At 48.8% G+C, this 12,989-nt stretch carries 15 protein-coding genes; 2 read left to right on the plus strand and 13 right to left on the minus strand.

Translation table 11 applies throughout. From position 1 onward, the window contains the following. Nucleotides 1–12: 12 nt before the first annotated feature. From AB1757_11190 to AB1757_11240, 11 genes are all read right to left on the minus strand, one after another. Nucleotides 13–396 (minus strand): hypothetical protein, encoded by a 384-nt coding sequence (locus AB1757_11190; protein ID MEW6127590.1) that lies wholly within the window; start codon nt 394–396, stop codon nt 13–15. 57 nt (nt 397–453) lie between these two features. Next, a complete protein-coding gene (locus AB1757_11195; protein MEW6127591.1) occupies nt 454–1,578 on the minus strand; it encodes a N(4)-(beta-N-acetylglucosaminyl)-L-asparaginase in 1,125 nt (374 codons plus the stop codon). 111 nt (nt 1,579–1,689) lie between these two features. Continuing rightward, nucleotides 1,690–2,994: a thymidine phosphorylase gene (locus tag AB1757_11200; GenBank protein ID MEW6127592.1), complete on the minus strand. Its 1,305-nt coding sequence runs from the start codon at nt 2,992–2,994 to the stop codon at nt 1,690–1,692. A gap of 100 nt (nt 2,995–3,094) precedes the next feature. After that, the gene (locus tag AB1757_11205) at nt 3,095–3,658 is read right to left on the minus strand and encodes a cytochrome P460 family protein (protein ID MEW6127593.1); all 564 of its coding nucleotides are present in this window, start codon (nt 3,656–3,658) and stop codon (nt 3,095–3,097) included. Between the two features lie 18 nt (nt 3,659–3,676). Continuing rightward, the gene (locus AB1757_11210; GenBank protein MEW6127594.1) at nt 3,677–4,636 is read right to left on the minus strand and encodes a hypothetical protein; all 960 of its coding nucleotides are present in this window, start codon (nt 4,634–4,636) and stop codon (nt 3,677–3,679) included. A 193-nt stretch (nt 4,637–4,829) separates the two neighbouring features. Further along, nucleotides 4,830–4,955 carry a hypothetical protein gene (locus AB1757_11215; protein ID MEW6127595.1) on the minus strand — a complete coding sequence of 42 codons (126 nt, stop codon included), beginning with the start codon at nt 4,953–4,955 and terminating at the stop codon, nt 4,830–4,832. Between the two features lie 58 nt (nt 4,956–5,013). Continuing rightward, the gene (ispF, locus tag AB1757_11220; GenBank protein MEW6127596.1) at nt 5,014–5,487 is read right to left on the minus strand and encodes a 2-C-methyl-D-erythritol 2,4-cyclodiphosphate synthase; all 474 of its coding nucleotides are present in this window, start codon (nt 5,485–5,487) and stop codon (nt 5,014–5,016) included. A 48-nt stretch (nt 5,488–5,535) separates the two neighbouring features. Then, entirely contained in the window at nt 5,536–5,922 is a 387-nt protein-coding gene (locus tag AB1757_11225) for a hypothetical protein (GenBank protein MEW6127597.1), read from the minus strand. Continuing rightward, nucleotides 5,888–6,589: a 2-C-methyl-D-erythritol 4-phosphate cytidylyltransferase gene (gene ispD, locus AB1757_11230; protein ID MEW6127598.1), complete on the minus strand. Its 702-nt coding sequence runs from the start codon at nt 6,587–6,589 to the stop codon at nt 5,888–5,890. The genes AB1757_11225 and ispD overlap by 35 nt, the downstream gene beginning before the upstream one ends. Beyond that, complete coding sequence (locus AB1757_11235) at nt 6,582–7,646, minus strand: PIN domain-containing protein (GenBank protein ID MEW6127599.1); 1,065 nt, start codon at nt 7,644–7,646, stop codon at nt 6,582–6,584. The genes ispD and AB1757_11235 overlap by 8 nt, the downstream gene beginning before the upstream one ends. Before the next feature lie 543 nt (nt 7,647–8,189). Continuing rightward, complete coding sequence (locus tag AB1757_11240; protein MEW6127600.1) at nt 8,190–9,710, minus strand: PLP-dependent aminotransferase family protein; 1,521 nt, start codon at nt 9,708–9,710, stop codon at nt 8,190–8,192. Nucleotides 9,711–9,813: 103 nt separating this feature from the next. On the opposite strand from AB1757_11240, the gene AB1757_11245 reads away from it, so the two are divergent. Next, nucleotides 9,814–10,473, plus strand: a complete 660-nt coding sequence (locus AB1757_11245) for a pyridoxamine 5'-phosphate oxidase family protein (protein MEW6127601.1) — start codon at nt 9,814–9,816, stop codon at nt 10,471–10,473. A 43-nt stretch (nt 10,474–10,516) separates the two neighbouring features. Beyond that, on the plus strand, nt 10,517–10,936 hold the full coding sequence (locus AB1757_11250; protein ID MEW6127602.1) for a GNAT family N-acetyltransferase: 420 nt from the start codon (nt 10,517–10,519) through the stop codon (nt 10,934–10,936). 163 nt (nt 10,937–11,099) lie between these two features. On the opposite strand, the gene AB1757_11255 is transcribed toward AB1757_11250, so the two are convergent. Both AB1757_11255 and AB1757_11260 read right to left on the minus strand, forming a co-directional pair. Beyond that, on the minus strand, nt 11,100–12,386 hold the full coding sequence (locus tag AB1757_11255; GenBank protein ID MEW6127603.1) for an MFS transporter: 1,287 nt from the start codon (nt 12,384–12,386) through the stop codon (nt 11,100–11,102). Nucleotides 12,387–12,417: 31 nt separating this feature from the next. After that, entirely contained in the window at nt 12,418–12,954 is a 537-nt protein-coding gene (locus AB1757_11260) for a hypothetical protein (protein MEW6127604.1), read from the minus strand. Nucleotides 12,955–12,989: the final 35 nt, after the last annotated feature.

The raw sequence follows: 12,989 nt of genomic DNA on the forward strand, positions 1-12,989 counted from the left end.
ATTATTTTGAATTTAAGAAGATGATTTTTCAATGCGGTCAACCCGCGTTTCCAAGGCTGCAATTCTGGGAAGTTCGTCTTCTTCGATGCGTTTGACTTTGCGACTGGTTTCAATCACCGCCTGGGAAATAGCTTTTACTTCAAAGTGTACACCATCAATCTTATCGTTCAGTTGCTGCTCAACCGAATCAATCTTATCGCTCAGTTGTTGTTCAACCAAATCAATCTTATCGTTCAATTGCTGTTGTACACCATCAATTTTGTCGTTGAGACGTTGTTCGACGGAATCGATTTTGTCGTTGAGACGTTGTTCGACAGCCCTCAATTCATATCGAAAATCATCTTTAAAACCATCGAGCATTACTTTCATTGCCGTGATGATTTCTTCGTTCGCCATAGGCTCTCCCAAGTGCTATCTTTGATTTACCCCCGCATCATTGGATTGTCGTAAAGGCTACTTTTCTGCAATTTCGTATACATATGCCAATTCATGCAAGCGGCTTTCTTTGCCGTCGTGAACTGCCATCGTGGCGCGACGACGTTCGCCTTTGCTGTTGATTGAATATCCCCACAGCGTTGCGCCGCCGTATTCACCAGCTTTGTTAAGCGCATAAAAATTGATGCCGAATTTGCTGAGTTTCGCTTTGTTGTCGTTATAGCTTTTTGAAACCCGTTTGCAGGCTTCAAGGCAGGCATCCGTCGGCGACATCCCTTTACGCATCATCTCCACAATGGTGTGCGCGCCGCAGATTTTGATGTTCTCTTCGCCGCGACCTGTCGAACCCGCCGCGCCGACTTCGTTATCAACGAACAAACCCGCGCCAACGATTGGCGAATCACCGACGCGACCCGGTATCTTAAAAGCCAGACCGCTGGTCGTCGTCGTCCCCGAAATGTCGCCGCGTTCATTGACCGCCAAACAATTAATCGTGCCGGTTGGCGGATGGGCAATCATTTCGGTTGCCAGACCGATTAAATCCGGGCGCGTCTCTTTTAAAATACTCATCTTTTCAGAATCGGGCGCGGCAAGCCCAGGTCCCCAGGCGTCTCTATCGCTCATCATCTCTTTCCATTGCAACCAGATTAACCGCGCCTCTTCGGTGAGCAATTCTTCTTTTTTGAACCCGTGTTTAAAAGCAAAACGCCAGGCGCCTTCGCCGACCAACAACATGTGGTCTGTGCGCTCCATCACCAGTTTCGCAACCTTGGAAGGATTCTTGATGTAACGAATCGAAGCTACCGCGCCGCCGCGTTTCGTCGGTCCGTGCATGACGCTGGCATCCAATTCAACATCGCCTTCTTCGTTGGGAAGTCCGCCGTATCCGACAGACATATCTTTCGGGTCATCTTCAACGATGTTGACGGATGCGATTACCGCATCGAGCGTGTCTTTTCCGGCTTTTAACATCTGCATGCCGGTTTTGATGGCTTCCAAGCCGTTTGTACTTGAAACAATGAGCGGACGAGTGCCTTTGCTTTGCGCATGCCCTGTAAGCATGAGATTCGGACTGAGGCTTGCGGCGGTGCCGATAACGGCGCTGGTTTTAATAAATTTTCTGCGATTAATTTTTGAGTTCATCGAATGTCTCCAAAAGATTGATTTCTTCCACTGAAGATAGGGTTGAGGGTTGATTGTATGAGCGATGGGCGCGTTTGTAAACTCGCGTCAAATGCAGTTGAAATTATTACCTCAACGCAACACCTGTTTAATTAACACAGGTGGTTCAACGCGCGTTTCCCCGATGGTGTAAGCCTGTTGAATAATTCGCGTGACTTCGTCAATCATCGAACCATCGTTGTAATATAAGGTCACCAATGGCGAATCGGCATTTACTTCGTCGCCGATTTTCGCGTCCACTTTTAAGCCAACGCCCAAATCAATCGGCGTGTCCATCCTGAGACGCCCTGCGCCGAGCAGCATCGACGCATGACCGACAACGCGCGTGTCAATTGCCTGAACGAAGCCGCTGCGTTGCGCAACCGCCGGCTTTTGGTTTGTGGATTGCGGCAGCAATGAATAATCATCAACGGCTGCGGGGTTGCCGTTTTGAAAGGCAATAATCTCACGCATCTTTTCCAAAGCTTTGCCCGATGAAATCATCTCATCGTAAATCGCTCGCCCGTTTTCCAAATCCGTCGCCACGCGCCCTAACAGCAACATCTCAGCCGATAATTCGCGGCAAAGCGTGTTGAAATCTTCGGGAGCCTCGCCTTTCAAAGTATCGAACGATTCAATGACTTCCAATGAATTGCCGACCAATCGTCCGAGCGGTTGATTCATATCGGTGATTAAGGCGACCGCTTCTTTTTCCATACCCTTTGCCAGGTCAATCATCAGTCGTGCCAATGACACGGCTTCGGCTTCGGTCTTCATAAATGCGCCGCTTCCGGTTTTAACGTCCAGAACTAACCCGGTGATGCCTTCCGCCAGTTTCTTGCTCATAATCGAACCGGCAGCAAGCGGCTGGCAGGGAACCGTCGCCGTCACATCGCGCAAAGCATAAAGTTTTTTATCGGCAGGCGCTATCTCTGCGGTTTGTCCAATGAGGGCGCAGCCGACGCGCTCAAGCCCGCGTTTATATTCATCAAGCGACAAATTGACATTGAATCCGGGAATTGATTCGAGTTTATCGAGGGTGCCGCCGGAATGGGCAAGCGAACGTCCTGAAATCATCGGCACAGGCACGCCCGCCGCTGCCACCACCGGGGCAATCACCAGCGAGGTTTTATCGCCTACGCCACCGGTTGAATGCTTATCTACGCGGGGGCGACCCAAGAAAGATAAATCCACGACAATGCCCGAATAAAGCATTTCGTGGGTGAGCGCGACGGTTTCGGCTGTGGTCATGCCGCGCAGAAAAATTGCCATCAATAAAGCGGAGACCTGATAATTGGGCACTTCTCCACGTGTGTAACCTTGAACGATGAAACTGATTTCTTCGCGTGAGAGTTCCATCCCATCACGCTTTTTTTCGATAATATCTACGGCTCTCATGAATTTCCTTAACTGTATGATTTTTCCCGATGAATAAAGGAATACTGAGGCAATAGGATTTCATCCGATCAGACTAACGTCAATCCGACAATGAAAAAAATTAACGAATGCGGACGGTCTTCAGATAGTTGCGATAGACCAAATCCTGCTGGCGCACAGCCAGATGACAGGTGATACATTTTTGCAGATTGCCCCGTTCAATCACTTGTTTTCCGTCGCCACTCAATACCAGAAATTCCCAATCATTGCTTGGCGGATTAAATCCCGCTTCACGTTTAATCATCGCGGTTAATAGTTCGGGTTGGGTGGTGGTTGCATCGGGCATTTTCTCTTTGACAATCATCGAACCTTGCGGAAACGACGCCGACCAGTCATTCAATAAAATTTGTTTGCCAGTGTTATTGACGAAGACATTGATATATTTTTCGGCGTGCAGGCTGATGTTGAGTTTTGCAGCCGATGCCGGGGCGCACATTACGGCGATTTGCGCGTCGAGTTTTACGGGCTTGTCGGTGACGCGATGCCACTTCCGGTAGCCGGTGATTTCGGGAGCCTGCAAAGCGACGTTGGCAGATTCAATCGAATGAGTTTCAGGCAAGCTTAAAAAGAAAATCGCCAGGAACAGAGAAACAAGCAGGCTGAATATGAAAACTCTTTTTTTCATTGCTACTCCTTCGAGAATTTATTGGTGGCGTTCGATAACCATCGGTTTATAACAGAGTGTGATGCCGACCAGAAAAGTTATCGCGCCAATCATCGCGGGAGCCAGATGAACAAAATCATTATAGCCGACGATTGGGTGAATGCCGATGGCGGTGGCAAACCCCACCGTCCCCGCAAGACAGAGCACCTGCCAGAGATTTCGCGAAGATTTGCCACACCAGACGCAAAATAAAACCGCGAGTCCGGTGGTACAGATGCCGCCGCCAAACCCTGCGCGGTCATGGGCAATAAGCGGCACCAGTCGCTCATTGATGGCGCGTAACTCTTCGGCAGTGACCTTCATAAAGCTTAAATCCTGCGGCACGAATACCGCCGTCATTCCGACAATTAAAATCGTCGCTCCGGCGGCAATCATTCCAAGCCCTGTAAACAGCAACAGCAAGCGTCCCATTCCTTCGCGGGTCTTCACATTGATTTTTATCGCGGGTTTAAAAATGGTTTTAAACATTTCATCGCGTGGTAAGGTTGCGCGAGAGCGCAGCAAACCGGTTAGAAAAATCGGCAGTAGCGCAAGCGTCGCAACGCCATGCCAGGAATCAAGATAGCCATATCCGAGATAGGCGAGGAAACTCCCGAAACCGAGAATGCCAGTAATTAAAAACACCCACCAACTCCACGCCGCTTGTCTTTTCAAGGGAAAGCTGACCATCCACATATAAAGCGAACCGATAGCAACCAGCGACCCGCCCCACGAGACGCGGTCGTGAATCATAAAATGAACGATGCGACATTGATGCAGTTGGCAAAGCTCACTTGCGGTCATACCGAGATATTGAACATCCTGGGGAAGGAAATGACCGGTGGCGGCAATAAAAATCGCGCCGATGCCCGAAAGCATCAACATCAAACCGGTGAACCAGAGTAACGGACGCCCATCGCCAATCAAGGGTGCAAAAATTCCTCGGTTGTTTTCGGTCATCAAGCTGATTTTAACGAGGTTCGGAAAAAAACAACAAAAATGCTAAGTTTTTTCTATTTCATCGCGTAAGACAGCAAATTCTAATTTTGCCCAGCTTCGATAATAGGAATCAACAAACCCAATTTGCTCGATAAACTGATTTCAGCAAGCCGTTCTAAAGCCTCCGCCATTTTCATTCCGTTGGATTTTTTCGCTAAATCTGATTCTTTGAGAATAGTGACAAAACATCCACAGGGTTTTCTTTCTCCAGAAAGTCCGGAGCCTCGCCTTGCCATTCGATGTGTTTGCCGGTGAGCGTCGCTTTGTATGTATTAAACATTGCTTGCCTCCATTTTGCGATTGACTGATTCGCGTCTCATTATTATTTACTATCGCACTCAAATCAACGCAATCAAGGCAACAGCCTGTGCCTGCATGGCTTCGCCGCGCCCCACTGCATCAAGCTTTTCATTGGTTTTGGCTTTGACGCTGATTTGATGGAGTTCGATTTTTAAGACGGTGGCGAGTTGCTGGCGAATCGTTTGAATATAAGGCGCGAGTTTGGGTTTTTCCGCAATAATCGTTGAATCAATGTTCGCAATGCGATAGCCCAGTTGTGCAATTAAACTAACCACATGCGCCAGCATATCCAAACTCGAAGCCCCCTTAAAGCGCGGGTCACTGTCGGGAAAATGCGAACCGATGTCACCAAGGGCTGCGGCTCCCAAAAGCGCATCACAAATCGCATGCGTCAAGACATCGGAATCCGAATGTCCGAGCAAGCCTTTGTCAAAAGGAATCTCGACGCCGCCTAAAATCAGCTTGCGTCCTTCAACCAGACGATGAATGTCGTATCCGATGCCAATGCGCATAATGTGAAAAAGAATTCAGAAGTCAGGAGTCAGAAGTCAGAATTGCCGTTAAAAATCAGGCGTTCCTCCAAATAAACCCCGAATAATAAACCAGTAAAGAATGAAGCATGTATAAAAAAAGCTTGCGGGAAGTGAGGCGATGAGCAGGGCAATTTTTATTTCGCCTGTATCTTCGCCTTGTTTATATCCGTAAATAAAAACTGCAAATTCCAACAAGGTTATCAACATACTTAAAATAATTGCAGCCCCATAAGAACTGATTAAAACCGGAATATAAGGTAAAAACGATAAAACAAGAATAAGTTGAATGACGCTATCCCACGATGTCGTTTGCGTGAGATTTTTATTCAGGAAGCTCATCGGTCGTCCTCCTTTTGCTGAAATATCCGGTGAGATTTTATCATCCGAAATATTCTCGATGAATGACTTCGGCAATCTTTAAATCAAAAGGTCGGGTGATTTTGATGTTGATTGGCGAGCCTTCAACAACCGATACCTTTTGTCCGATGCGTTCGACCAGTTGGGAATCATCCGTGCCGCGAAAGCCTTCAGCCTTGGCGCGTTCATGCGCTTCTTTGATAATCGCATATTGAAACGCCTGCGGTGTTTGTGCCTGAAAGATATAGCGTCTATCCAATGTCCTGCGAATCGTTGATTGCTTGACCTGTTTGATGGTATCGACGCTGGCGGTTGCCAAAATGGCTGCGCCCTTCGATTCGGCTCGCTGAACGACCTGTTTAATCTCTTCGGGACGCACAAACGGACGGACGGCATCGTGAATGAGCACAATGCCGGCAGTGCTTTCGCGCACCACCTGCAAACCTTGATACACCGAATCCTGACGTTCGGCTCCGCCACCGACGACGCGGGCAATCTTTTTGATGTTGTAACGCGAAAGCAAGGTGAGCACTTCGGAGGTCAGACTCGGTTGCAACACCAGAATAATCTGGTCAACCGCATCCGAGTCTTCAAAGCGTCTGAGGGTGTGAACCAGCAAAGGCACACCGACCAGTTCAAGCATCTGCTTGGCGCGGTCTGCATGCATGCGCGAACCGATACCGGCTGCCGGGATTATGACTGTGTTGATTTTGCGTTCACTCACCTGTGCGAATTTGTTTCGGGACAGTCGGCGCTTTCACTTCTTCGCGAACCGTAGCGCGTCCATCTTCATTAAAGCGACCAAAAATCATTTTGCCTGCCGTGGTCTGCAAAACCGAGGTCACTGCGACATCAACGTTCTTGCCAATCATCCGGCGTGCGTTATCAATGACAACCATCGTGCCATCATCCAAGTAGGCAACTCCTTGATTATACTCCTTGCCCTCTTTCATGACATAGACGCGCATGAGTTCGCCCGGCAGCACTACAGGCTTTAAGGCATTCGCCAGTTCGTTGATATTGAGCACCTGAACGCCCCTGAGTTGTGCGACTTTATTCAGGTTGAAATCGTTGGTGACGATTTTACCTTCAATCTGTTTGGCAAGCTCGATCAGTTTATGGTCAACTTCGCGAACATCCGGGTAATCGGCTTCACTGATGACAATTTCAAAGGTGCCTTTTTTCTTTTGCAGGCGTTGCAGAATGTCGAGTCCGCGTCGCCCGCGATTGCGTTTATTGGAATCGGCGCTGTCGGCAATCTGCTGTAATTCTTTAAGGACGAATTGCGGAATAACCAGAGTGCCCGCCAGGAATCCTGTATCGGCAATGTCGGCGACCCGACCATCGATGATGACCGAGGTATCCAAAATCAAGGGCGCGGCTTTGCCCTGTCCCTTTTCAACAAAGATGCCGCCAAGCGCAGACAAATCGAGATAATCGCCTTTGACGGCTCCCACAACCAGACCGACATAAGCCATGATTAGGGTGATGGCAACGGTTAAAAATGATTTGAACTCTTCGGAAATAGAATGTTGTAAGGAGATGATCCAGCAAATTAGAGTCGCACCCGCGATGCCGAGAATCGAACCCACTGCCCCTCCGATGAGTGTTTTCAAACTGGCTTTTCGGATACGGGCTTCAAAGAAAATAATCGCCAGCGCAATGATTGCGCCTGTGGCGACCGAAGAAGTCTGTGAGCCGTTAATGGGTTTAAGAAAGTAGCCGGCGCCCACGAGTGCAACGATGAAGACGATACGAATAATAGTAACATCGAATCGCATTGAGACCTCCGTTCGTCAAACAACCGCCTTCGGACATTGAGGTTTTGTGCCCCAGAGCGGTAGTTGGGTGACAAGATGAAAATTTAGGGGTCGAAAGACAGAGGTCAGATTTATTTATGATGAGAAGTAATCCTGAAGGAATGAATATTACTTATGAGAAGTGAGGAATACTTTTCAAAGAACCTAAAAACAGAAATCTCCTAACCCCTGAATTCGTCATTACGTTATCTGTCACTGAAATTAAATTGTTAAAGAACCGGTGTGGTTCATAGACCACCATTTCTTCCACAGCAAAATTATCCTGAAGCGAACTGTCCTGCTTAGATAAACCCAAATCCTTCAGGGTTCAGATAAAGACGCGCTTTTCAGCAGATAAGAATTTTTTCTGAAATCGCGTTGACGGGCTAAAACTGCCGGTTTTGTCGGAGCGTTTGGTCTCCAAACATCCCCATTATAGCCAAAAATAAAAGTTTTTCTATCTGATTTAAACATTGTCTGAAAACAATTTTCTGTCTGCTCCGGCAAGCCTGCAACTTTTTCAGTTTAATTGGATTTCCGAACGCTTTGCGGTTTGTTCGCCCGCGATAAAAGCTCTGCCAATTTTCTAACCGCGGCGCGCAGTTGTTTCTCATTGTATCCGGCATATCCCATCAATAACCCCGCGGGTCTTGGGTAGCGTAGGCAAAGCGAAGATAAAGATTGCGCGTAGATGCCCGCTTTAGCGATGAAGTTTTCGACGGATTGGTCACTTAATCCGCCTTGCAACCAGCCAATCACATGCATTCCCGCATCGTGTGATTGGGCTTCAATCAACCCATTCAGATTACGTTGAATGGCATCAAGAAGGATTTCCTGCCGTTCGCGATAGAGCATACGCATCCGCCGCAGATGTCTGTGAAAATGTCCTTCGTTGATAAAATCGGCAACCACTGCCTGATCAATCGATGGGGTAAACCGGCTCTGAATATTTCGTAAACGTGTGAAGGCATCAATCAGGTCGGGAGGCGCGACCACATAGCCAATCCTCAGCGCAGGGAATAACACTTTACTGAAGGTGCCAATATAAATCACCCGCCCCTCTTTATCCAACCCTTGCAAGGCAGCAAGCGGACGCCCGGCATAACGGTATTCGCTATCGTAATCGTCTTCGATAATCCAGGCTCCTGCGCGTGAAGCCCATTCGAGAAGCGCCAGCCTGCGCGTCAAACTCATGGTGACGCCGAGCGGGTATTGATGCGAGGGCGAAACGTAAACCAGTTTGGCTTTCGCCGAAAGCTTGATGGCTTCATTGACATCAAAGCCTTCATCGTCAACCGGCACCGGAACCAGTTTAGCCCCGGTACTGATTAATGCTGAACGCGCGCCCAGATAACCCGGGTCTTCAATCCAGGCGGTGTCTTCGGCATTGAGCAGTAATCGGGCGCTGATGTCCAAACCTTGTTGCGCTCCGGCGATGATAATCACCTGCTCGGGTTCACAACGAACCGCCCGTGACGCTCGCAGATAATCGGCAATCGCTTCTCTTAAAGGGCTGTAGCCGGCGGCATCGTTATAGGTCAACAGTTCAAGCGGCGGCTTGCGCCAATGTTTGGTTAATAAATTTGCCCATATTTTCTTGGGAAATTCAGCAAGCGCAGGCGTCCCGTGACGAAACGGTTTAACGGTAGCTTGATTTGACAAAGCATCTGACGCCAACGGCTTGGTCAATTTTGCCCCGAAATCCGATAATGCCCGCCCGCGTTTGGATACCGCTACAACCTTGGATTTTTTCTGCGTCGTAAACAGCATGTCATCGGGGAGCGAATGGGAAACAAAGGTGCCCGCGCCGACCTGCCCTTCGAGGTAACCTTCGGCAAGCAGTTGTTCAAAGGCATTCAAGACGGTGTTGCGCGACACGCCGAGTTCTGCGGCGAGTTCTCTGGTCGATTGCAAACGGGTTCCGGCTTGTAGTTGTCCCGAAAGGATGGCTTTTCGCAACCAATCATAAAGTTGCCGGTATAACGGAATTGGCGATTCGCTACTCAGTGCGAACGTGACCGGTAAGGCTGTGGCGCTTTTAGACATGGAAATTTGACCTTGAAAATTGGCACCATCACTTTATCTGAAAATGGCTCTTGTCGCCATACCAATTTGTTTTACAATCCATGCGTTTGCAAAGGAGAATTATTTGATGGAACGAATAGAACCGACCTCAAGAACCACAGTAAAACGTCTGCCCAAACGCGGCGAATATGACCGGGAAAAGATTAATGCAATCCTTGATGAAGGGTTTGTCTGTCACGTCGGCTTCGTTGTTGAGGGGCAACCGTTCGTCATCCCGACGGGCTATGCGCGGGTTGATGACCAACTCTACATCCACGGTTCGGCGGCAAGCCGTATGCTCAAAAATTTAAGCGAAGGCATCGAGGTTTGTGTAACCGTGACCTTGATAGACGGATTGGTATTGGCGCGTTCGGCATTTCATCATTCGTTCAATTATCGTTCGGTGGTAGTATTTGGCAAAGCCAGCCTTGTTGAAAACGAAAAGGAAAAGCTGGCAGCGTTGCGCGCCTTTACCAATCACATTGTGCCAAGTCGATGGGAAGCGGTTCGCGAACCCAATGAAAGCGAGATGCGAATCACCACCGTACTGAGGATTCCATTAACCGAGGCGTCGGCAAAAATTCGCACGGGACCACCGATTGATGATGAAGCGGATTACGATTTGAATGTCTGGGCAGGGGTTGTGCCTTTAAGTTTACAAACCGGCGACCCAATCGTTGATGAACGCCTGAAATCGGGAATTGCCATTCCTGATGAAGTTCGTAATTACCATCGCGCCAAATAAGCAATGATGGAGTAAAGAAAAAAAATCGAAGGAGAGCCACACAATGAGTCAGATCACCTATCGCTATGGTAATGATTTGAATGTTGATGAAGTGATTGAATTTTTGCAGGCTTCAACCCTGGGTGAGCGAAGACCGATTGATGACCAAGCGATTATCTCGGACATGATTCGACATGGAAATTTAACCGTGACCGCGTGGGATGGCGATTTGCTGGTCGGGTTTGCCCGCACGCTGACGGATTTTTCTTATTGTGGGTATATGTCGGATTTGGCAGTTCGTGAAAGTTATCAACGTTCAGGCATCGGTGTAGCGTTGATTCAAAAGACGCGAGAAAAAATGGGGGCGCGTTCAACCCTGATTTTGTTAGCTGCGCCGAAAGCCGTCAATTACTATCCGAAAATCGGGTTTACCCAACCCGATAGCGCCTGGATATTAAAAGCCAATGACCCATTTCCTCTATAGCGGTTTGCAATACGATTTAATAAGTTGAACAATCGCTCTTTGACCGCTCACTCAACAGAGGCTGAGTAAATTCATTGGCAAACTGCAATAAATAAAAACCTCTCACACCAGGAGTGCATGAATCGGTTGCTTCATTCAATGCGAGTCATTGTAAAACCGACATTCAGTTTGAACTCTCAAGTGATGCTGAAACCAGCGAGGGAATCGCCACAAACCACGCGCTTAGTCCTAAAACCGCGACGATTGCTGCCAGGAGATAAAATATCATCGCGTATGAGCCGGTTTGCGTGACACATTTGGCAAGCAGTAAAGGACCGATTGCCGAAGCCAGTACCGTGAGGGCTTGCGCTGCCCCTTGAATCTTTCCTAAATGCGCTCGCCCGTAAGTCTGGCTCCAGAAGGCAAAGAAGATGACGATGACAAATCCGCCTGCCATGCCCATGACCAGCGCATAAAAAAAGACATGAGTTTGGCTTTGCAGATGTGGCAAAGCCAAAAGCGAACTTGCCAAAAGACCCATTGCTACGGCGAGCAGTCGCCGCATTGACCACTTTGATGTGAGCCAGCCGCCAAGAAAATTACCTGCCAGAGCCGTTAGTGCAGTAATCACCAGCGTGCGATAGTAGGTCGAAGCATCAAATCCGCGCTCGGCAAGAATGGATTCGTTAAACAAGGCGATACCCGAAGCGATTAAACCATAAACCGAACTCGATAAAGCGAAGACCCAAAAGGCGGGCGTCGCCAGTGCTTCCCGTAAAGTAAAACCGGCTTTTTCATTTTCAACAGGGTTCTGATTTCTATTTTCGCCATCAAGTTTAAGCCCGATGGATTCCGGTGTGCGACGCACCAGTAACCAACTCGCAGGCGTCAGCGCCAGCAATAACGCCAGACCGATTTCTGCCCAGGCAACCCGCCAGCCATTGCGGCTAATGACTGTACCGACGACCGGAAAAGCAATCATAAAACCGATGCTTAATAAAACCGTGTAAATCGCCATTGCCAGATTGATGCGGCGCACAAACCATTGTCCGACGATGGTGATGCTCACAACCGAAAGCGCGCTCTGCCCGAAGCCGCGTGTCAAGGTAATCAAGACGGCGAGCAGAATTACACTTTGAATATTACTCATGGTGAGGACAACGGCGCTCAGGAATAGAGAAACGGTTGTCAGCACGACGCGGCTGCCGAACCGATCAACCAGTCGCCCGATGCCTATACAAAAAAGCGCGCCGATGAGCGTTGCCCAGAGATTGATTTGCGCAAAAACCAGACGATCCAGGCGCAATTCGTTAAGCAACGGCTCGGTAATCAGTCCGAGTCCCTGCGTTCGCCCCGGAAGCGTGCCAACCATTGCGAGCGCGGCAACAGATAAATTCACCCAACCATAATAGAAGGGCAAGCGAGTGGGGCGAAGGGGTCGCGCGGAAAGTTCCGCCGGTAAAGAGTTCATCAAAACGATTCCTTAGATTTGGTGTCGGTATTCAATGGTCACCTGTTTGGCGCATTGGCTGGTACGATGTTCGACTCGTTGAAGTCAACCACCACAGCAAGCATAACGTGAAGCAAAGCCCAAGTCCAAGCCAGCGCACGATGCCGCTCGCAAAAACCACCGTGGCATTGAAAATGATAAAGAGCAGAAAGACCTGCCAGACAACCGCTAAAAGTTTCGGGCGCGCGTGGTAAGTGTCAAGCCCGCGCCACCACCAGATTACATCAATCAGCCAGCCCAACATAAACGCATAGTTGACGTATAACCCGCCGCCCCAATTCCATCCAAAGATTTCTGCGGTCTGTCTGGCAGTCTCTTGATAAACCGCATCCTGACTCCAATGATGATAAAGGTGATAGGCGAAGCCAACATGAACGACCAAAGTAATGAAGGCGAAGGTGTAGAGGTATCTGGCAAACCTATCCCATTTTTGCCTTCCGCGAGAGAGGCAATAGGTCGCGCCGCTCAGAGCAAATCCGCTGAGGGAAAGCCAAATCCATAGCTTGGTTAAAAATTCTTCTCGACTCATGAATCAGGTGAGTGGTTCGCTTTTGAATTCGCTCG

Source organism: Acidobacteriota bacterium, from assembly GCA_040754075.1.
GTDB lineage: Bacteria > Acidobacteriota > Blastocatellia > UBA7656 > UBA7656 > JBFMDH01.

Bases quoted from the DNA above. Each gene is read 5' to 3' on its own strand.
- AB1757_11235 (MEW6127599.1), bottom strand. From the start codon at position 7,646: ATGCGATTCGATGTTACTATTATTCGTATCGTCTTCATCGTTGCACTC.
- AB1757_11210 (MEW6127594.1), bottom strand. From the start codon at position 4,636: ATGACCGAAAACAACCGAGGAATTTTTGCACCCTTGATTGGCGATGGG.
- AB1757_11260 (MEW6127604.1), bottom strand. From the start codon at position 12,954: ATGAGTCGAGAAGAATTTTTAACCAAGCTATGGATTTGGCTTTCCCTC.
- AB1757_11205 (MEW6127593.1), bottom strand. From the start codon at position 3,658: ATGAAAAAAAGAGTTTTCATATTCAGCCTGCTTGTTTCTCTGTTCCTG.
- AB1757_11200 (MEW6127592.1), bottom strand. From the start codon at position 2,994: ATGAGAGCCGTAGATATTATCGAAAAAAAGCGTGATGGGATGGAACTC.
- AB1757_11195 (MEW6127591.1), bottom strand. From the start codon at position 1,578: ATGAACTCAAAAATTAATCGCAGAAAATTTATTAAAACCAGCGCCGTT.
- AB1757_11250 (MEW6127602.1), top strand. From the start codon at position 10,517: ATGAGTCAGATCACCTATCGCTATGGTAATGATTTGAATGTTGATGAA.
- AB1757_11190 (MEW6127590.1), bottom strand. From the start codon at position 396: ATGGCGAACGAAGAAATCATCACGGCAATGAAAGTAATGCTCGATGGT.
- AB1757_11255 (MEW6127603.1), bottom strand. From the start codon at position 12,386: ATGAACTCTTTACCGGCGGAACTTTCCGCGCGACCCCTTCGCCCCACT.
- AB1757_11215 (MEW6127595.1), bottom strand. From the start codon at position 4,955: ATGTTTAATACATACAAAGCGACGCTCACCGGCAAACACATCGAATGG.
- ispF (MEW6127596.1), bottom strand. From the start codon at position 5,487: ATGCGCATTGGCATCGGATACGACATTCATCGTCTGGTTGAAGGACGC.
- AB1757_11240 (MEW6127600.1), bottom strand. From the start codon at position 9,710: ATGTCTAAAAGCGCCACAGCCTTACCGGTCACGTTCGCACTGAGTAGC.